Origin of the sequence: Variovorax sp. dw_308, assembly GCF_019207085.1 — a bacterium.
Lineage (GTDB): Bacteria > Pseudomonadota > Gammaproteobacteria > Burkholderiales > Burkholderiaceae_C > Variovorax.
In genome coordinates this window covers 323,700-344,219 of sequence record NZ_JAATOM010000006.1, presented here as the reverse complement: position 1 = coordinate 344,219, position 20,520 = coordinate 323,700, and the positions used below count along the sequence as shown (strand labels likewise).

Genomic DNA, 20,520 nt, shown 5'->3' with positions numbered 1-20,520 from the left:
CGCGTACGCCTGTCACCTATCGGGGCAATGCGATCACGAAGCTGGCGCCGCCGCCAACCCGCGACTCGCAACGCACGCTGCCGCCGTGCCGCTCGACGATCGATTTCACCAGCGCCAGCCCCAGTCCGACGCCGCCGTTGCGTTCGCTCGCGCCGGGCAGCCGGTAGAAGGGCTCGAAGATGCGTTCGCGCAGTGCCGCAGGCACGCCCGGGCCGCGGTCGCCCACGCGCACTTCGGCGTTGCGCGCATCGGTCTTCAACTCGACGCTGATCTCGCCGGCGCCGTAGCGGCGCGCATTCTCCAGCAGGTTGCGCACGGCACGGCGCAGCAGGCGCGGCACGCCGGGCACGTTGAGGCTGTTGCTGCTGGTGCCGTCGGCCAGGTCGAGTTCGGCGCCGACGCGCGCGCATTCCTCTGCCGCCAAGCCGGTGAGGTCGACCGACTCGACGGTGCCGATGTCGGCTTCGTGCGCGTCGAGCCGGCTGGCCAGCAGGATCTCGTCGATGAGCTGGTCGAGCTCGGCGATGTTGCGGGAGATCTCTTCTTTCGCCGCGCCGTTGGCGGCACCGAGTTCCAGGCCCATGCGGATGCGCGTCAGCGGGGAGCGCAATTCGTGCGAGGCATTGGCCAGCAGCGACTTGTGCGAGCGCACCAGCGTCTCGACACGGGCCGCCGCCGCGTTGAAGTTCTTCGACAGGTCGGCGACTTCGTCCTGGCCCTGTTCGGGCACGCGCACCGACAGGTCGCCTTCGCCCCAGCGCTGCACGCCGCGCTGCAGCGTCTCCAGCCGTTGCGTCAGGCGTCGCACGATCGGGTACACGCCCAACGCCACGGCCAGCCCGACCAGCACGATCATCCAGGTGAAGCCGAACGGCGTGCGCCATGGTGGCGGCGGCGCACGGCCGGCCGGGCCGGGGTTCTGGTCGCGCGGCGGCATCTGCAGCGTGAGCGCGCGGCCGTCGCTCAGGGTCAGGTCGAACTCCATGCCCTGGCCGGGCACGCGCGTGGCCTGGCCGGTGCCGATGATGCGATCGTCCGCATCGCGCACGATCACCGTGCGCGGCAGCGTCGAAAGGCGCTCGCGCTCGTTGTCCGCCGCCCAGCGCACCATCCAGCTCGCAGTGAGCGTGAGGATGACCACGCCCGCCACCACCGCCAGCCAGATGCGGACGTAGAGGTGGCGGGAATAGAGGTTGATCACCGGGACTTCCAGGGCTCGGACAGGCCTAGTCTTGCTGCTTGGCGAAAACGTAGCCGACGCCGCGAACCGTGAGGATGCGCTTCGGGTTCTTCGCGTCGACCTCGATCGCCGCGCGGATGCGGCCCATGTGCACGTCGATGGAACGGTCGAAGGCTTCGAGTTCACGGCCGCGCACGGCTTCCATGATCTGGTCGCGCGTGAGCACGCGGCCGGCGCGCTCGGCCATCGCGGCCAGCAGGTCGAACTGGTAGGAGGTGAGGTCGGCCAGCGCGCCGCCCACGGTGACGGTGCGCGCGTTGCGGTCGATCTCCAGCGTGCCGAAGCGCATCACCGTGGCGGCCGCGCTGGCGGCGCCGGGCTCGCTGCGGCGGCGCAGCACCGCGCGAATCCGGGCCAGCAGCTCGCGTGGCTCGAAGGGCTTGGGCAGGTAGTCGTCGGCGCCGATCTCCAGGCCGATGATGCGGTCCATCGGGTCGCCCTTGGCGGTGAGCATCAGCACCGCCACCTTCGACAGCGGGCCCGGCAGCGAACGGATGCGGCAGCACACCTCGAGGCCGTCGATGTCGGGCAGCATCAGGTCGAGGATGACGAGGTCGGGCGCATGCTGCTGCAATAGGTCCATGCCGGTGATGCCGTCCAGCGCGTGGTCGACGCCGAAGCCGGACTGGGTGAGGTATTCGCTCACCATCTGCGCCAGCCGGGCGTCGTCTTCGATCATCAGGAGTTGCGGATTGCTCATGGAAGGATCGTGGTGCAGCCCGGCCAAGCGGGCTTGTAGGCTGGGTAAAGTTGCGTAAACCGAAACGCGAGGCTAACCCACTGCGGAATCGGCGAGGAACAGCATGGCGGGCCGCGCAGCTTCGTCCGGTGCGCCGGCCTTTCTTTCGTCCAGCAGGCGGCCGAGCGCGCCGCTGTCGAGGCGGGGATGGGCCTGTACGGCGCGCTCGACGATCTCGCGCGCCAACGCATGCAGCAACGCCGTCGAGGCGCGCACGCGCTCGCGGAAGCCGTCGTCGTCGAGCTTGTCGTTCAGGCTGCGGTTGAGTTCGGCGAACCAGGGCAGCGCGGCCTGGTCGAGCATCACGGCGGCGTTGCGCTTCTCGCTCACGTCCGACCAGTTGCGCAGGAAGGCCTGCATGGCGACATTGAGCCGCTGGCAGTGCACCAGGTCCTCCCGGAGTTCGCCGAGCAGGGCGAGGTGCGTCAGCTTCTGCTGGAAGAACATCTGCGACAACACGCCCCAGTAGTAGGTGTAGTCCCAGATCACCTTGACCGGCAGCACCTCGGGGTCGCCGAACAGCGGGTACTGGTCCTGGTAGAGCGTGAGGGTGCTTTCGTAGAACGAGTGGTAGATCTGGTCGTAGAGCTGCGCCCGCGCCTGCAGCCGCAGTCCGGCGCGGTCGCGTGCGACGAGGTCGACGATGTAGGTGTTGCTGAGCGCGATGAAGTCGCTGCCGGGCGAATAGAACGGATCGAGGAACAGGCCCGCCTCGCCGGTCAGGGCCCAGCGCTGCGCAGAGAACACCTGCTTGCAGCCGTAGGAGAACTTGCGGAAGAACATGAAGTCCTGCAGCTTGTCGCGCTTGCCGTCGAGCTCGTCGTACAGGCGCGGCTGCCAGGTCCTGAACCAGTCCATCGCCTTGTCGAAGGTGTTCATGGTGTCGAGCGGATGCAGCTTCGGATCGGCCACGATGCCGACCGAGTGCGAGCCCGAGGCCAGCGGAATCAGCCACACCCAGTAGCCCGCGCCGACCAGGTGATTGGTCGACAGCCAGCGCGCTTGCGGGTCGCAGCGCGCGCGCCATGCGGGGTCGTCGCTCCACTCGTCGATATGGATGCGCTCGCTGATGCGGAACCACACGGCATTGGCGTCGTGCGCGTTGGGCCGCGCGAGCCCGAGCTTGCGCTTGAGCAGGCCGGCGCGTCCGCAGGCGTCGACCAGCCAGCGCGTGCGCGCGACGTAGGTCACGCCGTCGACAGTCCAGTGCAGGCGGTGTGGCGCATCGTCGCTGCCGCCCAGGTCGACGCCGCCGACCACGGCGCCGTCGACGAAGCGCACGCCGCGGCGCGCGGCCTCCTCCGCCAGGTAGTTCTCGAAGATGCCGCGGTCGATCTGGTAGCTCGGCACCGAGAGGAAGCGGCTGGCGCCGATCTCGGTCACGCGGTCGATGTCGCGGCGGCCCTCGCTGAAGAAGAAGCGGAAGCCGAACTTGCGCAACTGCACTTGCTGCATGTGGGGCTTGAGGCCCAGCACCGTGTCGAAGTAGTGCGCGCCGATCTCGACCGACGATTCGCCCACCTTGTGCGCCGCGAGCGGCACCGGATGGCTGCGCCGCTCCAGCACCAGTACGTCGAGGTCCTCGAAGCGGCTCTTGAGTTGCAAGGCCAGCGTGAGGCCTGCCAGGCCGCCGCCCATGATCACGACGTCGTGTATCGGGTGGGCGCCTGGGGTCATGGGGTGTGTCTCAGTCCAGGGGATGAAGCAGCAGGCGCAGCGACATCGTCGGCGCCAGCGGCAGTCGAAGCGGGCCAGTGCTGCCGCGCGCCAGCGCCTCGAACACCGGGAGCGCGTCGGCGATGGAGTTGGTGTCCAGGACTTTCGCGGCAGGCGAATGCAGCGCGGGCACCTGCGAGAGGCCGGGCTCCAGCGACCAGTCGAACGAAGCCACCGCGCGCTCGGTGCGCACTGGCGACACCACGAATGCCGTTGCCATCAGCCCCCGGCTGGTGGTGACCGAAGCCAGCGGGCCGACGGCCGGCACGTCGAAGCCGACCAGCAGGATGGCTTGCTGATCCGCCGCGCATTGGGTGGCGGTTTCGAGCAGCGCGGCGGCGAAGCTGGTTTCGAAGGCGCTCACCGAATTGCTGGCCGCCATGCAGCCGGTGCCGATGCTCCAGTAGCCGACGGCGGCGTTGTGCACCGAGTTGTGGAACTTGGTGGGCGACAGCACCGACGGATCGGTGGCGAGCGTGCTGCACATGTAGTCGTTGATGCCGAGGTCGCCATGCGCGGAGGCGAAGACGCAGGGCAGCGCTTTCGCGTCGCGGCCGGAGGCGGCGACTGCAGCGGTCGCGACTTCGAGCGCGAGCGCCACGGTGTCGGGCGCGCGGCGGCGTTCGGCGGGTGCCAGCATTTGCGGCGACGGCCGCTTCGCTGGCGGATCCGTCAGCGCCCCTTCCTCGCGGAAGGCGGCGCGCGCCAGATCCCAGCCGGGCAGGGTAGGCGCCCAGAAAGCCGGGCCTTCGATGTAGAGGGTGGGCGGCGTGTTGGCCGTCGTGCCGTTCATGGACTCGCTCACGCTGCCACTCCCTTGCCGAAGATCAGCGCGCAGTTGTTGCCGCCGAAGCCGAAGGAGTTGGAGAGCGCATACCGGACGTCGCCGCGCTCAGGCCCGCGCTTGATCTGCGGACCGAAGCCGGTGCCCAGTTCCTTGCAGTTGACGGTACCGGGCTTCAGGCCGGTCTCGATGGCCAGCAGGCTGATGACCGCTTCCACGATGCCGGCGGCGCCGAGCGTGTGGCCCGTGAAGCCCTTGGTCGAGCTGGCATGGGCGCTCGCCGGAAAGCGCCGCGACACCAGCGCGCCCTCGACCTCGTCGTTCTTCATGCTGGCCGTGCCGTGCATGTTGATGTAGTCGATGGCGTCGGTGCCGACGCCGGCGCGTGCCAGTGCGTCGTCAAGCGCATGTTCGGCGCCGAGCCCTTCGGGATGCGGCGTCGACATGTGGTGCGCATCGCTCGATTCGCCATAGCCGCGCAATTCGAGCGCGCCCGGCCCGCGCTCCAGCAGCGCGAAGCCCGCTCCTTCGCCGAGGCTGATGCCGTTTCGCGCGGCGTCGAAGGGACGGCAGGGCTGCGGCGACACGAGTTCAAGCGAGTTGAAGCCGAACAGCACGCTGCCGCAGAGCGTGTCGACACCGCCGACCACGGCCGCATCGACCAGGCCCAGGCGGATCAGGCGTTCCGCGGAGGCGAACACCTTGGCGCTGGACGAACAGGCGGTCGAGATGGTTTCGCAAGGACCTTCGAGTTGCAGCACCTGTTGCACGAACATCGCCAGCGAATGCGGCGTGTGCACGGCGGCGCGGCGCTGCTCGGGTGGGAACTGGCGGTCTGCGGTCAGCTGGGTGTACGCGAACTCGGTTTCGCCGATGCTCGAGGTCGAGGTGCCGAGGATCAGCGCGATGCGCGCCGCGCCATGACGCGCGCGCGCGGCGGCCACTGCCTCCATGAAGCCATCGGCATGCAGGCCGAGCCAGGCCAGCCGGTTGTTGCGGCAGTCCCAGGCCGCGAGCGGCTCGGGCAGGCGGATGTCTTCGAGGCCGTCGACGCGGCCGATCCATGTGGGCAGCGGGGCATCGCCGAAGTCATTGGCGCGCAGGCCGCTGCGCTCTTGTTCGAGCGCGGCGAGCAGCGGCGCCTTGCCGACGCCGAGCGCCGAGGTGGCGGTGAAGGCGCTGATGTGAAGTGGCGGGATCCTGGAGGGCACGAGGTAGGAGGTAAAGGGGAAAGCCGGAGGGAGGTAGCCCGAAAGGGTACCAGTTCACGAAGGCTTTCTGCGTGGGTGTTTTGCCATACCCAAGGCCCCGGGCTCCCGATCAGTGCGCCATGATGCCGAGCCTCTTCCGAGGCGCATGAAACCAGTGCGAGCGCGGCGAAGGCGCGTTCGGAGGTGGGTTTCAGGCTGCGGGGGAGAGGTAGCCCGGGTATTGGTCCGGCCGCAAGGCGGGCAGGTTGGCGATTCGCGGGATCGTCACCTCGGCGGCCTGTTGCAGGTGGTAGCGCAGCGCCTCAGCCGCGCGCTGGGGGTTCTGCTCCATCAGGGGCGTCAGCACCGACAGATGCTGCAGCATCGACTGGCCGATCTGCTCCGAATCGCCGTAGCGCTCGATCGTGTAGTGCGTGGCGATCAGCGGCATCTGGCTTTCCTGGATCACCTTGACCATCTGGGCGTTCGGACAAAGGTGGATCAGGTCGACGTGGAGGTCGCGCTCGATGTGGTCGAAGCCGGCGGCGTCGAGCGTGGCCGGCGCCTGGATGGAGGCGATGAGCCGTTGCCAGCATTCCTCGATGCGGGCCTTGCCCATGCGTGGATACGCCAGCAGCAGGGCCTCGGGTTCGAGCAGTGCGCGCAAGGTGTAGTGCTCCTGCGCCTTGGTTGGGGTCAGCGGCTCGACATACCAGCGGGCATTGCGGTCGCGCGACACCACGCCCACCTTCTCCAGCCGCGTGAGCACGTCGTGCGCCACCGTGCGGCTGATGCCGAAATGGTTGGCCAGGGCGGTCTGGTTGACCCAGAAGCGGCCGAAGGCCATGCAGGATGCGATCGCCTTCTCGACGCTCGGATAGATGCGGTCTGCCGTGGTCGATGAGTCGAGGTGGTCTTCGTCGGCCGTGACCAGGCTGAGCCCGGCTTCGCGCAAGTCCATGCGCAGCGCCTCGGGCGACGGCGCGTCGTAGCGCACCAACAGGCCGCGGCCGTCATGCGCCACCAACAGGCCATCGTCAGCCAGCCGTTGCAAGGCTGCGCGCGCCGGCGTGCGGCTCACCGAGAGCTCCTTGGCGATGTTGGCCTCGCCCAGCACCAGGCCCTCGGGCAGGCGGCGCTCCTCGATGTGCCGGCGCAGCACGCGGTAGACGGTGTCTGCCAGCAGCGGAGCGGACGAACTTTCGGGTGGCGTCACGGGGGCACGCCGCGGTGCGAGCGAAGTCCGTCGAAGGGAGGGGCTTGGTTTTGTATCTTGCACGCTGAATCCAATATATACGCTGGTCTCTTGACTTTGTACAGAGGATAACTCTGGCTCATGAAGCGTTGATGTAAACGTACATGGCATGTAAAGTACGTTTACTCCAGAATTCATTCCGCAAAGGACCGTCTCCATGGCCAAGATCGTTTCCATCGAGGTGCTCAAGGTCGACCTGAAGCCCAAGGTCGTCCGCACCGATGCCGTCCAGAGCTTCGAATGCCAGGAGACGCCGATGGTGCGCATCCGCGACGCGGACGGCGTGGTGGGCACCGGCTACAGCTACACCATCGGCACCGGCGGCTCGTCGGTCATCAAGCTGATCGACGACCATCTGGCGCCGATGCTCCTCGGCCGCGAAGCCGGAGAGGTCGAGAAGATCTGGCGCGACATGTTCTATCGCGTGCACGCCACCACCGTGGGCGCGATCACCTCGATCGCCATGGCGGCCATCGACACGGCGCTGTGGGACCTGCGCGGCCGCAAGGCCAAGCTGCCGCTGCACATCGTCGCGGGCGGCGCCAAGGACAACATTCCGCTGTACTACACCGAAGGCGGCTGGCTGCACATCGAGCAGGCGCAACTGGTGGAAGAGGCGCTCAAGGCCAAGGAAGCCGGCTTCGGCGGCACCAAGCTCAAGGTCGGCAAGCCGCATGTGGGCGAGGACGTGCGCCGCATCGCCGCCGTGCGCGAGGCCGTCGGCAACGACTGGGACGTGATGACCGACGCCAACCAGGGCCTGAGCCTGGACGAGGCGATCCGCCGCGCGCGCTGCTTCGAGCCCTACGACATCGCCTGGTTCGAGGAGCCGATCCACGCCGACGACGTGCTGGCGCACCAGCGCCTGTGCGCCTCGACCACGGTGCCGATCGCGGTGGGCGAATCGATGTACAGCCTGTCGCAGTTCAAGGACTACCTGCAAAGCGGCGCCTGCTCCATCGTGCAGACCGACGTCGGCCGCATCGGCGGCATCACGCCGTGGCTCAAGGTGGCGCACATGGCCGAGGCCTTCAACGTGCCGGTGTGCCCGCACTTCCTGATGGAGATCCACGTGGCGCTGTGCTGCGCCGTGCCCAACAGCCGCTGGCTGGAGTTCATCCCGCAACTGGACCTGGTCACGCACACCGGGATGCGCGTGGAGAACGGGCAGGCGATTCCGTCCAGCGAGCCTGGACTGGGCATCGACTGGGACTGGGACAAGCTGCAGGACCACACCGTCCACCGCAAGCTGCACAGCTGAAGGGTCGAATCTTTCTACTGCGGATCGACGGCGGCTGGACGCTCTGATCAGCCCTTTTCGGAAGCGGTCCGCGCCCTGGAAGCCAGCGCCACCAGCACCAGCACCGGCACGCCCAGCAGCGCGGTGGCGGTGAAGAAGGTCGAGTACCCGTAGCTGTCGACGAACACGCCCGAATACCCCGCGATGAACTTGGGCAGCAGCAGCATCATCGAGCTGAACAGCGCGTACTGCGTGGCCGAATAGTTGATGTTGGTGAGGCTCGACAAGTAGGCGATGAACGCGGCCGACGCGATACCGCCCGCGAGGTTGTCGGCCGACACCACCGCCACCAGCGCCCGCAGGTCGTGCCCGCGCGTGGCCAGCCAGGCGAACAGCAGGTTGCTGGCCGCGCTGAGCACCGCGCCGAGCATCAGCACCCGCATCACGCCGAATCGCATCGACAGCACGCCGCCGACGAATGCGCCCACCAGCGTCATGATGACGCCGAAGATCTTGCTGACCGTGGCCACCTCGTCCTTGGTGAAGCCCATGTCGACGTAGAACGGGTTGGCCATGATGCCCATCACCACGTCGCTGATGCGATAGATGGCGATCAGCGACAGGATCAGCGCGGCCTGCCACTTGTAGCGGCGGATGAAGTCGGCGAAGGGTTCGATCAATACGCTTTGCAGCCACTCGGCGGCATTCTTCGTCGGCGCGAGCACGCGGGGCGCCGGCTCGGGCGACAACAGGACCGTCAGCACGCCCACCGACATCGATGCCGCCATCACCAGGTAGGCGGTGCGCCACGCGGCGTTCTGGTAGCCGGCGGCGTCGCTCGCCTCGGCCCATGCCGCCACCCACAGCACACCGGCACCCGCCCAGATCATCGCGAGGCGATAGCCGGTCTGGTAGGCCGCGGCGAGCGCGGCCTGCTTGCGCGTGGCGGCCGATTCGATGCGGAAGGCGTCGAGCGCAATGTCCTGCGTGGCCGACCCGAAGGCCGCGAGCAACGCGCACCAGACCAGGGGATGCAAGCCGTCGCGCGGGTCGTTGAGCGCCATGCCGACCAGGCCGGCGACCACCAGCCCCTGCGCGAACAGCAACCAGCCTCGGCGCCGGCCGAGCAGCGTGGTCAGCGGCGGCAGCGGGAGCCGGTCGACCAGCGGCGCCCACACCCACTTGAAGGCATAGGCCAGACCGACCCAGCTCAGGAAGCCGATGGTGGCGCGGTCGATGCCGGCCTCGCGCAGCCGGAAGCTCAGCGTGCCGAGCACCAGCAGCAATGGCAGCCCCGCCGAGAAGCCCAGCGCGAGCATGCGCAGCGTGGCCGGTTCGAGGTAGACCTTGAGGGTGTCGCGCCAAGGGAGCTTGCGATCTTCCGAGCCCCCAGCGCCCGGCTGTGCCCGGCCCGCCCCTCGCGGGGGATCCAGTCGCGATGGCAAAGCCACATCGACTTGTGAAGCGGGAAGGGTGGGGTCGGCGGAAGGTAGGGACATGAATGGCGAGCAGGGCGTGCTGACTATTATTCCCGCATGTGTTCACGCCGCCATTTCAATTCCACCGGCAATCCCGAAGGTCCGCTGTTCGCGCGCCGCGCATTCCTGCTCGCGGGAGGTGCCTCCATCGCCGGGCCCGCGCTCGCGCAGGTCAATGTCGGCGAGGCATCGATGGCGCGCAACCTGGTGTCGGCGGACGAGATCGAGCAGGCCGGCACGCAGCAATACAGCCAGTTGATGGCGCAGGCTCGTGCCAAGGGCGCGTTGGCCGGTGACGGCAATCCGCAATTGCAGCGCCTGCGCGCCATTGCGGCGCGGCTGATTCCTTTTGTCGGCCAGTGGAATCCGCGCGCCCGTCAGTGGAAATGGGAAGTCAACCTGATCGGCAGCAAGCAGATCAACGCCTTTTGCATGCCGGGCGGCAAGATTGCCTTCTTCACCGGGATCATCGACCAGTTGAAGCTCACCGACGACGAGATCGCGATGGTGATGGGTCACGAGATGGCGCATGCCCTGCGCGAGCACGCCCGGGCGCGCATGGCGAAGAACGCGGGTACGGGCGCGGCGCTGTCGATCGGCGCGCAACTGCTGGGCCTGGGCCAGATGGGCGACCTGGCGGCGCGCGGCGCGACGCAGCTCATCACGCTGAAGTTCAGCCGCAATGACGAGACCGATGCCGACCTAGTGGGGCTCGAGATCGCGGCGCGCGCCGGTTACGACCCGAAGGCCTCGATCACGCTGTGGAAGAAGATGGCGGAGGCGAGCAAGTCGTCGGGCGGGTTGAGCTTCCTGTCGACCCACCCGAGCGGCACCGACCGCATCAAGATCCTCGAAGCCAACGTGCCGAAGGTCGAAGGCCTCTACCGCGCTGCAAAGCGCTGAGCACCCCGGTCAATAACGCGGCGGCGGGTCGGGCACGTAGCTCGCCTGCGGGTTCTGCGGGAATGGCCGCGGCGGGCGCGCCTGGCGGTCGTCCGGGCCGGGAATCACGCCCATGCGGATCAGGTTGGCGCGGCTGTCGTAGCGCAGTGCAATCACCTCGTCGGGCGTGCTGCGTGCGCGCACGAAGCGGGTGTGCGTGACGATGGATTCCTCGCGCTGGCCGTGGCCGGTGCCCAGCTTCTGGTCTTCCAGCGGTGCGCGATCGCGGCGGGCCAGCGTGGAAGGCGCAGCCGCGTCGTTGGCGGCGCCAGCGGCCGATGGCTGGGGGGCGCCGGCCGGTGCTTCAGCGCGTGCAGAAGGCGCGGCCTCGCTTGCGGCGCTGCTGTCCTTTTGCATCGGGGCCGGGATCATCGGTGGCCTGGGCATCGGGCGCGGCTCGGGCCGCCGCTCGCCGAACACCGCAAGGCCGATCACACCGAGGTCGAACGGGCGTCCGGTGCGCGAGGCATAGGCGTCGCCGGGCGCGGTGAATTCGAAGGCCGCGACTTCGCGATCGCTCTTGCGCCATCCGTCGATCTGGCCGGCGGCACGCGCGCCCAGCACGTAGCCGTCCTGGTCCCATCCGGCGGTCTTGCCATTCAGCACGTTGATGCCGTCCACCGACATCACGACCAGGATGCGCTCGCCGCGCAGGTTGCGCAGCGTGACGCCGTAGCGCGCACCGGTCCGGCCGGCCACGTAGCGCTGGCCGTCGGCGGCTGTGTAGACCGGGAGCGTTGCGCCGCTGTCGCGGTCCTGCACCTCGACGCGCAGCCAGCTCGAATCCGGTTGCGATCGCGACCATGTCGGCATCGCGCAGGCCACCAGCAGGCCCGCGGCGGGCAGGCCGAGCAGCAGGCGGCGGTTCAACAGGCCGGCCGCGCAGGGCGGCAGGGCGGCGACAGGATGGGACATGAAGGGCTCCTCGCAGGCCGGTCGACATTGACCGTGGGAGCTTGTACGGGCGGGCCTGTTGAACGGGGTTAATCGAGGCGCGCGTGCCGGGGTGGTAAGACCCATCAAGGGGCTGGCCGGAGGGGCGCAGGCTGCCCGCCTGCAAATTCCCGGTACTTCTGCGCAACGGGTTCGGCGCCTCCTCAAAAGGAGGCAAAAGGTTCTCTCCCCGCGAAGTTAGACTCAGCCTCCAAGACACGGGCCGCCCCCGGCACCGTGCGTATCAGGGAGAGAAGTCATGCAAAAGCCGATGCCAGTGGCCGGCATTGACGTTGCGAGCGTCTGGGCCGAACTCAGCCAGGCCAACCGCCTGTACCGGCTCGAATCCGGCGGCAGCAACCAGTCCACCTCCATCGATGCACTGCGCGTCGAAGGCTGGGTCCAGCGCGAAGCCATCAGCGGCCTGTTCCAGTTGCGTATCGTCTGCCTGAGCCTGGACGCGCACCTCGCCCACAAGGCCCTCGTCGGCGAATCGCTCACCCTCCTCAGCGTCCTGGCCAACGGCCAGGTGGTGCGCCGCAGCGGTCTCATCCGCGCGGCCGAATCGCTCGGCGCAGACGGGGGCCTGGCCCGCTACCGCCTCACCGTCGTGCCCGCCCTCTGGCTGGCCACCCAGCAAGCGCGCAGCCAGGTCTTCCAGCGCCGCACGGTGGGCGACATCATCGAGCAGATCCTCGCCCCCTACGCGAGCGACCTCGCCTGGGACTTTTCCCCCGAAGCACACGGCTTCCTCGCCGACGCACCCGAACGAACGTACTGCACCCAATACCGGGAAAGCGATTTCGACTTCTTCTCCCGCCTGCTGGCCGAAGAAGGCCTGGCCTGGCGTATCGAGGAAGACCCGTCCGCCCCCCTGGGCCACAAGCTCATCATCTTCTCTGCCAACGAGCAACCGGCCGACCCTTCCTCCCCCATCCGCTTCCATCGCAAAAGCTCCCAGGAACAAAGCGACGCCATCCAGGCCCTGGGACGACGCCTGCGCCAACCTGTCGCGCAGGTCCACCTGAGCACCTGGCACGTCGACAGCAAGCGCCAGATCAACGGCGCAGCTCCCACCCGATATCCGGTCGGCGGCCCGCACGCCCCGCGCCTCGAATACGACGACGTCCATGGCCTGAACGACCAGGCCCGCAACTGGAACGATGGCCGCACGGTGCAGCGCTACGCCGACCTCCTCATGGAAGCCGCCGAATGCCGCGCCGACATGCTGCTGGGCCACAGCACCGTGCGCACAATGCGCGCGGGCACCCGCATCGAGATCACCCAGGCCCCCGCCCTGGGCCTGGCCAAGCCCCCGCACCTGCTGCTCGATGCCGTGGAACACGTGGGCATCAACAACCTGCCGCGCGACACCGCCGCGTCGATTGCCGCTCAGCTCGGCGGCCTGCTGCCGTACCTTGTCTTCGATACACCGGGGACGAACACGCACGCACTCCATGGCGTCACCGCTGAAGCCGATATCTTCGGCCTCGTACCCATGGGCCGTAAGGTCCAGTCATCCGACCCAAGCGAAGCCCGTCCACGGCCCAACTTGCAGGTCAACTCCCTGCCCGACATCCAGCCCGACCCCCGCTCCCTCGCCACTGCCCAGACCACCGGCTACGCCAACGCCTTCACCGGCGTACACGAAGCCCGCCCCTGGCGTCCCGCAGTCCTCGCCGCCAACGGCGCCCGCCTGCACAGCAAGCCGACCGTGCACGGCGTCCAGAGCGCCATCGTCGTCGGCCCCGCTGGAGAAACCAGCCCCAGCGGCGCCGACGAGCTCTACTGCAACGCCCGCGGCGACATCCGCGTTCGCTTCCACTGGCAACGCCCGGAGGAAGCCCGCGACGACAACAAGACCACCCGGTGGGTCCGCAGCGCCCAGCGCCAAGCCGGCCCCGGCATGGGCTGGCAGTGGCTCCAGCGCATCGGCCAGGAGGCGCTCGTGCGCTTCGTCGACGGCGACATCGATCAGCCCATCGTCGTCGGCGGGGTCTACAACGGCCGCGGCGAAGGCGGCGCCGCTCCCTCCCCCGGAGGCGAAGCGAAGGCGGAAGGCAGTACCAGCGTCTTCGCCCAGGCCAGCGACGCCGCCGCGAGCGGGCAGGCCAACCTCGCCAACGGGGAGTCCACCGGCAACGCGCCCGCCTGGCACGGCGCCAGCGCCGACGCCAAGGGACACCGCAATACGGCAGCGCTCACCGGCTTCAAGACCAAGGAATTCGGCGGCGCGGGTTTCAGCCAACTCGTCTTCGACGACTCCGACAGCCAGTTGCGGATTCAACTGCACGCCAGCACCGCCCACAGCCAGTTGAACCTGGGCCACCTCATCCACCAGAAGGACAACTACCGCGGCAGCTTCCGCGGCCAGGGCCTGGAACTGCGCACCGATGCCTACGCGTCGCTGCGAGGCGGCAAGGGCGTCCTGCTGAGCACCTACCACGGCCAGGGCGGCACGACGCTGGAACCCACCGGTGACTTCGCCCCCGGCATGGCCTTGATGAAGCAGGTCAGCCAACTCGGCCAGGCCCTGAGCGGTGCCGCCAAGACCCACCTCACCGTGCAGATGGCCGGCCACGTCGGCGCGACGAAGCCCGACGAATCCATCCTCGACAAGGCCAGGGCCCCTTTCGCGGCCATGCAGCAGGCCGTCAGCGGCATGGTGGCCGGCCAGAGCCTGGAAGATGCCAGCGCCGACGCGGCTGACAAGAACACATCGACGGGCAAGGACAAGGTCCCGCATGCCACGGACGCGGTGATCGCGATGGCGGCCAAGGGCGGGCTGGCGATGGTAGCCGGGCAGCATGTGCAGATGGTGGCCGGCGAGACCGCGACTCTCGCGACGGGAGGCGACCTGAACTTCGCATTGACCGACGTGCTGCGCATCCACAGTGGCCAGGCCATCGGCGTCCTCGCGGGTGCGCAGAAGGCCGATGCGGAGGCAGGGCTCGCCATCATCGCGGCCCAGGACGACCTGGACTTCCAGGCCCAGCACGATGAACTCAAGGTGCAGGCGAAAGACAAGCTGAAGATCGCCAGCACGTCGAAGACCGTGGAGATCGCTGCCAAGAAGAAGATCAGGGTGGCGACCGCGCAAGGCGCTTCGATCGTGATGGAGAACGGGGACATCACGTTTCAGTGCCCGGGGACGATTACGTACTACACCTTGCAAAGGAAGTTGGCTGGGCCGACGAACAAGGCCTATTCATTGCCGTCTTTCTCGAAAAGCGGGTTGCCGCCAGAGAAGCCAAATTTCGGCCTGACTCTCAAGGACATCCCCGGCAAGCAAGGAGTTCCATTGCCGGATCGTGAGTGGTCGGTGGTCTTGCTGAAAGGGGCGGTTGACCCTGAGGACAGGCTCATGGCCTTGAACCGAAAAATGTGGCGCGAGTCGATGGCAAACGGCGTGTCGACAGCGCAGGGCGAATGCGTGCTGAACGAGTACCAGAGAAAGAGCATTTGGGCCGCTGTGCAACGTGGGAGCGGCGCGGTGTGGCTGGTGTCGGGCGCCAATGCAACGCCGCTTGCCTTTGACTCGTTCACAAGCGGTCTCGGTGACACGGAACATCGAAAGATCCTGGACGCCCTCAACTACGCACCCACGTCGCAAGAACTTCAATCCGATGTTCAGAAAGAAGTTTCCCGTGCATGGGTCGAGCAAGACTACGAGTGTTCGCTCAGGGCGGCCCCGAAGACCGAAATCAAGGCCTGACGCATGAATGCACCACTGCCCCAGCAGGCGACCCTGTCGCTCGATCTCGATACCAAATTGGCCGATTCAGGTCAGTACTTTTGCAACGAACGGCAGTTTGCCCTGCCGATGCCTGGCAACAAGGTGGAACGCCTGGATTCCGGCGCTGAGGCGTTCGCGCAGATCCTGAAAGCAATGAAGTCAGCGGAACGGTTCATCTGGATCGCCGACTGGCAGATGGCCTTTGATGTCGAACTGGCTCAGCGTGGCGAAAAGGGTCACCCGGGGCGATTGATCGAAGTCATCAAAAGCATCGTCCAAACCAAGCCAGTGCAGATACGGGTGCTGCTCTATAGAAGCTTTGCGGACGCGATGGCGCCGGGCACTCGCGATGGCATGGTCTCGAGCCAGATCAACGCAATCAACAACAACAGCTATCCAGGCAAGGTCATCGTATTGCTTCAGGCTCCGACAAGCGCCCAGCAGGATTCGATCGACTATTCCCATCACCAGAAATTTGTAGTCATCGATGGCAATACAGGATTTATCGGCGGCATTGATCTGAGTTACGGCCGCTATTCGACACCAGAGTTTGACGTCGTGGTTGACCCATCCCGCTATGTGCTGAACGAGATGTACAACCCGTGTGCGACCAAGCTCCGCGGCATGGCTCCTCATGAGGAGGAGTTGGTAGCGCAAGGTTTTTCAAAGTCCTACGAGAACCTGATCGACGAAGGGTGCCAACCGCGCATGCCATGGCAGGACGTGCACATAAAGCTCGTGGGACCGGCGGTCGTGGACATGCATCGAAATTTTGTGAGACGGTGGAACGCCCGTGTCGGTGTCGATGCCTATTTCACGCGAGGCAGATCGGTCGGCCGTTCTGCCTTGCCTGATTTCAAGCGCGAGTCCGTCAGCAAGCCCGGCCGGATCGATATTGCTTGGCTCGAAGCCTGCGGCGGCGCTGGCTTGCTTCGCGACTCGCAGAATTCCAAGCCGGGCGGGGCGACGGTGCAAATCGTGCGGTCAGTGTCCAATCGGCATCTGGCACAGGAATCCTTGGAGGGTGTCCCTGACGATGTCCAACTGTTTCAGGACAAGACCTTGGGCGCACGAGTGGGGAGAGGAATTTTGGAGTGGCGAACCGAGCATCAGGCCAACATCCTCAATGCGATGGTCAACTGCATCCGCAGCGCCGACTGCTACGTCTATATCGAAACCCAGTTCTTTATCTCCAGGTTCGGTACTGCATGCGGTGGCAAGGTCGACAGCAGCAAGGCCGGCAATGAGAACGACGGGATCAAAAACACCATCGTGGATGTGCTTGCGGAGCGCATCGAGGCGCACATCGCCGCGGGCACCCCGTTCCATGTGTATTTGGTGCTGCCGGTGCATCCCGAAGGCGCAATTACGGATGGCTCGGTCTGGAAACAACACTGGCTGGCGCTCGCAACGATCCACCACGGCGAAAAGAGTCTCATCGGGCAGATCAAGCGTGCGATCAAGAAACATACCGGCCAGAACGAGGGCTGGAATCGCTACCTGACGGTGCTCAACATGCGCAGTTATGGGGTAGCGGTGCAATATGCGCGAGACCCGAAGACGTGGCGCGAGGACTTCTCGCGCGAGATTGGCCGGTACGTCATCACCGAGCAGGTCTACATCCATTCCAAGCTGCTGATCGTTGACGACGCGGTCGCCATCGTAGGAAGTGCCAACATAAATGATCGCAGCCTGACGGGCAATGGCGATACGGAAATCGCTGCTGTTGTCGTGGACAACGATGGCATAGAAGTCAAGGATCTGGGCGGAGCTCACACAGTACCGACGCGCAAGTTTGCGAGGGAACTGCGGCGCAGTTTGTGGGAGAAGCACTTCGGGTTTGCTTTGGACGACAAAAAATACTTCGAATCAACCAAGCGTGCAGAGCGTGAGAATTTGAACTTGGAGCCGATTCAGCAGAATCCTCCGAAGCTGAAAACCACACCAAAGAAATTCAGGGATACCACGGACGTCGACTGGCAAACAGTACTAGATAGGCCGTGTCACCCGGCATCTGTGAAAGCCATTCAGACGATTGCCGAAGGCAACGCTCGTGCCTTCGAAGCTGTCTTTCCGCAAATACCTCGCAACAGCATGCGCGGATTCGAGGATGTCTTGGCCTGCTACAACCAACCCTATCCGGCAGCAGCAGCAGGTGACGCACTGGATCGATTGAATGTCTACGAAAAGCAACGAGCGACATGGGAGCCCCCAAAGGAAAGTGCGCGTTCATTGGGCATCGGGTCAGCGACCAATAGACCAATTCTCCAGCGAATCGAAGTCCAGATCGAGCGCATGAGCGAGGAGTTTCGTGGCGTGGTGCCCCCGCTATGACCTCGAACTTGATGCCGAACCAGCGAGAGAGCCTTCGCATACCAAAAAGCGATTTCGCCCATCGCTATGTGACCTACGAACGCAGGACAGTGCACGACATCGACAAGGCGATCGGCCATTTAAAGAGCAACGTTTGCGGCTTCTTTGTTCTGATGCCGCTCAATTGGGGGGAAGGCGCAGACGTGGACGGCGGTGTCTTCAAGTACAAGTCCATCGACATTGCCCAGGACAACCACCAGACCTTGCCTCGGGAGGGCGGACACACATGAGAGCAACAATCGGCATTTTTTTCAAGTTGGCTGCGATCGCAGTGATGCTGATCTGCGGCCCCGTGATGGCGGCCTGCAACAATCCGGCAAATTGGTTGGAATCACCCAAGGTAGGAGTGAAGATGCTGATCGGATATCAACAGTCGTTATCTGGTACACAGTTTGCAGGCGATCCTTCCAGTGGCCAGAACTTCCAACCTTTTGCTCCCCCACCGCCCCCCGAAATGCTCGAAAGGAGCGATGGGACGTTGCCCGCGAACACGGAAGGCTGGATTTCATATTACGAACTTGATTCGAAAGGCAATTGGAGAATTTGCCGCCAAGAGAAGTGGCGTGCGAGGGATGAGTCGACGGATCCATTGAAGATCGCTCAAACGGCGAAGTACCAATCCGGCAATGCGAGTCTGCGCCCGCTTATGCAGTCTCACTATTTTGGGAGTGCAACGGTCTTTCTATATGACAAGGTTGGGAGAATTCAGGAGACTTTCAAAGTGTTGCCCTTGCCAACGGAGACATTTGACCGTCAATGCTTTCGTTACAACGTAAAAAACCAACTACTGCTCTACGTTGCGGCCAACACGCGCGACGTTTGCCCCACGGGTGATCCTGACCTCAAGGACTATTGGCGCGCGTTTCGCTATGCCGACTACAAGGGCGAGCCCGTGACTGTTTGGGCGCAGCAGCATTACGCCAGCAAAGACGGCACGTGGGAAGATCGAATTGATTTTGTCGGTCCCTTAGACGATGCGCAGCCCTACACCGGCTACGCCAAAGTCGAATCAGGCAAGGGCTTGGTAGAAATCCTGGGTGGTGTGCGAGTTGGGCCCAAAGACCAAAGCGACAACACCAAGTACCCGTATGACAGTGGCAAGTTGCCTCCCATCGAGTATTACTTCACCAAGCAGCCGGTCCCGGCATCGGTTCTCACCGACATGGAGCAACTCTACCGGCATGACCGCAGGCGCGAAACAGATGTGCTTTCAGGCGTCAAGCTGGTGGAGTTCTATCCGGCAAACGTGCATGTTCTGCGCGAGCGCTTCTATACCGGTTTCGACCGAACCATTCGCCAGGAAAAATACGATGACCAAGGCAGGCTCAAGCGCGTCATCAATCTCGGCTTTGTCGGCAAGTACAAGAACAGCGGCGGCTTCTACGATGAAAGGCTGAGTGGCCTTGTCGGCTTGAAAGTCAAGACCAACAAGCTCCACTATCGCGTCTGGGACTACGACGATGCCGGCAATCCCGAGCTGGTCGCCATTGGCTGGAATACCAAGCTTGGCTCGGCCATGCGCAACGAGCGCCTGGACGATGCCGAGATGGCCTACGGCACCCCTGACGGGGTGGTGAAGTGGAAGACCAAGGAGGAATTCTTCAAGGCCTTTGACTTTGATGCGTGGGCCATGCGGGCCTACCCTGAGTTGCCATCGGCCCCAAGATAGGCCAAGCGTGCACCGGGCCAGCGGGCCACAGGGCCATCGTCCCCTGCACGTGGAGCCCTCGCCTCGGTCGTTTCAGTTATATGCAACTGACAACTCCATCGTTCCCCAAAGTCCCGGCCATCCGCAGAATCCGCCCATGCTTTCCCCCGTTCGCACCGAAGACTTCGCCGCCGATCCGCAGGAGCGCCATTCGTTGGGCACCGCGTTGCGCGACCTGGCGCTGAGCATCCTGGTCGTCGCGGCCGCCGCGTTGATCGGGGGCTTCCTCTCAGGCACCGTGTAAGCAAGCCGCGCAGTCCCGCGTCCCTCGGCAGCCAGCGCGCTGCCGCCTTAGACTTTCCCGCATGACCGCCATTGCTTCCATCCCCGCGCAGGCCTTCGAAGTCCGCCGGCTCGACGCGCCCGTGGGCGCGGAGATCATCGGCCTCGACATCTCCAGGCCTATCAACGACGCCGACTTCGCCCGCATCCACCGCGCGCACCTCGATCACCATGTCGTCGTGTTCCGCGACCAGGACGTCTCGCCCGAGGCTCACATCGCCTTCAGCCGCCGCTTCGGCCCGCTGGAGATCCATGTGCTGCACCAGTACCACCTGGAGAACCATCCCGAGATCCTCATCGTCTCCAACATCAAGGAGAACGGCGAGCCGATCGGCCTCGGCGACGCGGGCGCGTACTGGCACTCCGACATCTCGTACAAGGACAAGCCCAGCCTCGGCTCGCTGCTGCACGCGCAGGAGTTGCCGAGCGAAGGCGGTGACACGTTGTTCGCCGACCAGCATCTGGCCTGGGAAGCCTTGAGCCCGTCGATGCAGCAACGCCTTCTGCCGCTCAAGGCCGAGCACAGCTACCTGGCGAAGTACGAGGAACTGCGCTCAAAAAACCCGTGGCGGCCGAAGCTCTCGCAGGAGCAGATCGACAAGGTCGCGCCGGCCATCCAGCCCGTGGTGCGCACGCATCCGGAGACCGGCCGCAAGGCGCTGTTCGTCAGCGAGCATTTCACGACCGGCATCGTCGGCCTGCCGAGGGATGAGGGCGATGCGTTGCTGGCCGAACTGTTCGCGCACAGCGTGCAGCCCGAGTTCGTCTACCGCCACCAATGGAAGCCGCACGACCTCGTGTTCTGGGACAACCGCTCGCTGATGCACCTCGCGGCGGGCACGCCGGATGAACTGCGGCGGAAGCTGTATCGCACGACGATCCAGGGCGATCTGCCGTACTAGCC

16 protein-coding genes are annotated in these 20,520 nt (G+C 65.4%); 8 read left to right on the top strand and 8 right to left on the bottom strand.

The genetic code is table 11. The features are described from left to right. Positions 1–16 precede the first annotated feature (16 nt). The 6 genes from HCU76_RS15690 to HCU76_RS15665 all read right to left on the bottom strand — a co-directional run bounded on the left by HCU76_RS15690 (position 17) and on the right by HCU76_RS15665 (position 6,885). Entirely contained in the window at positions 17–1,201 is a 1,185-nt protein-coding gene (locus HCU76_RS15690) for an ATP-binding protein (RefSeq protein WP_213954479.1), read from the bottom strand. A gap of 25 nt (positions 1,202–1,226) precedes the next feature. Then, a complete protein-coding gene (locus HCU76_RS15685; protein ID WP_218509896.1) occupies positions 1,227–1,940 on the bottom strand; it encodes a response regulator in 714 nt (237 codons plus the stop codon). A gap of 72 nt (positions 1,941–2,012) precedes the next feature. Further along, on the bottom strand, positions 2,013–3,656 hold the full coding sequence (locus HCU76_RS15680) for an NAD(P)/FAD-dependent oxidoreductase (protein WP_218509895.1): 1,644 nt from the start codon (positions 3,654–3,656) through the stop codon (positions 2,013–2,015). A gap of 10 nt (positions 3,657–3,666) precedes the next feature. Further along, on the bottom strand, positions 3,667–4,500 hold the full coding sequence (locus tag HCU76_RS15675) for a beta-ketoacyl synthase chain length factor (RefSeq protein WP_371319835.1): 834 nt from the start codon (positions 4,498–4,500) through the stop codon (positions 3,667–3,669). Then, complete coding sequence (locus tag HCU76_RS15670; RefSeq protein WP_218509894.1) at positions 4,497–5,690, bottom strand: beta-ketoacyl-[acyl-carrier-protein] synthase family protein; 1,194 nt, start codon at positions 5,688–5,690, stop codon at positions 4,497–4,499. Before HCU76_RS15670 ends, HCU76_RS15675 begins: the two co-directional genes overlap by 4 nt. A 190-nt stretch (positions 5,691–5,880) precedes the next feature. Then, positions 5,881–6,885, bottom strand: coding sequence for a GntR family transcriptional regulator (locus HCU76_RS15665; protein ID WP_213954475.1), 1,005 nt, complete (start codon positions 6,883–6,885; stop codon positions 5,881–5,883). A gap of 196 nt (positions 6,886–7,081) precedes the next feature. Between HCU76_RS15665 and HCU76_RS15660 the strand changes: the two genes are divergently transcribed. Beyond that, positions 7,082–8,185, top strand: a complete 1,104-nt coding sequence (locus tag HCU76_RS15660) for a mandelate racemase/muconate lactonizing enzyme family protein (protein ID WP_218509893.1) — start codon at positions 7,082–7,084, stop codon at positions 8,183–8,185. A 47-nt stretch (positions 8,186–8,232) separates the two neighbouring features. On the opposite strand, the gene HCU76_RS15655 is transcribed toward HCU76_RS15660, so the two are convergent. Then, complete coding sequence (locus tag HCU76_RS15655; protein ID WP_256354200.1) at positions 8,233–9,663, bottom strand: MFS transporter; 1,431 nt, start codon at positions 9,661–9,663, stop codon at positions 8,233–8,235. Between the two features lie 36 nt (positions 9,664–9,699). Between HCU76_RS15655 and HCU76_RS15650 the strand changes: the two genes are divergently transcribed. After that, entirely contained in the window at positions 9,700–10,545 is an 846-nt protein-coding gene (locus HCU76_RS15650; RefSeq protein ID WP_213954473.1) for a M48 family metallopeptidase, read from the top strand. Positions 10,546–10,554: 9 nt separating this feature from the next. Here the strand turns inward: HCU76_RS15650 and HCU76_RS15645 are convergent, their stop codons facing one another. Continuing rightward, positions 10,555–11,499, bottom strand: coding sequence for a hypothetical protein (locus HCU76_RS15645; protein ID WP_213954472.1), 945 nt, complete (start codon positions 11,497–11,499; stop codon positions 10,555–10,557). Positions 11,500–11,776: 277 nt separating this feature from the next. Between HCU76_RS15645 and HCU76_RS15640 the strand changes: the two genes are divergently transcribed. The 6 genes from HCU76_RS15640 (at position 11,777) to HCU76_RS15615 (ending at position 20,518) form a co-directional block, all read left to right on the top strand. After that, the gene (locus tag HCU76_RS15640) at positions 11,777–15,232 is read left to right on the top strand and encodes a type VI secretion system Vgr family protein (protein ID WP_256354199.1); all 3,456 of its coding nucleotides are present in this window, start codon (positions 11,777–11,779) and stop codon (positions 15,230–15,232) included. Positions 15,233–15,235: 3 nt separating this feature from the next. Then, positions 15,236–17,587 (top strand): phospholipase D-like domain-containing protein, encoded by a 2,352-nt coding sequence (locus tag HCU76_RS15635; RefSeq protein WP_218509892.1) that lies wholly within the window; start codon positions 15,236–15,238, stop codon positions 17,585–17,587. After that, positions 17,584–17,856 carry a hypothetical protein gene (locus HCU76_RS15630; protein WP_213954470.1) on the top strand — a complete coding sequence of 91 codons (273 nt, stop codon included), beginning with the start codon at positions 17,584–17,586 and terminating at the stop codon, positions 17,854–17,856. The genes HCU76_RS15635 and HCU76_RS15630 overlap by 4 nt, the downstream gene beginning before the upstream one ends. Further along, on the top strand, positions 17,853–19,295 hold the full coding sequence (locus tag HCU76_RS15625; RefSeq protein ID WP_213954469.1) for a hypothetical protein: 1,443 nt from the start codon (positions 17,853–17,855) through the stop codon (positions 19,293–19,295). Before HCU76_RS15630 ends, HCU76_RS15625 begins: the two co-directional genes overlap by 4 nt. A gap of 136 nt (positions 19,296–19,431) precedes the next feature. Then, positions 19,432–19,578 (top strand): hypothetical protein, encoded by a 147-nt coding sequence (locus HCU76_RS15620; RefSeq protein WP_213954468.1) that lies wholly within the window; start codon positions 19,432–19,434, stop codon positions 19,576–19,578. 61 nt (positions 19,579–19,639) lie between these two features. Next, positions 19,640–20,518: a TauD/TfdA family dioxygenase gene (locus HCU76_RS15615; RefSeq protein ID WP_213954467.1), complete on the top strand. Its 879-nt coding sequence runs from the start codon at positions 19,640–19,642 to the stop codon at positions 20,516–20,518. The last annotated feature ends 2 nt before the right edge of the window (positions 20,519–20,520 follow it).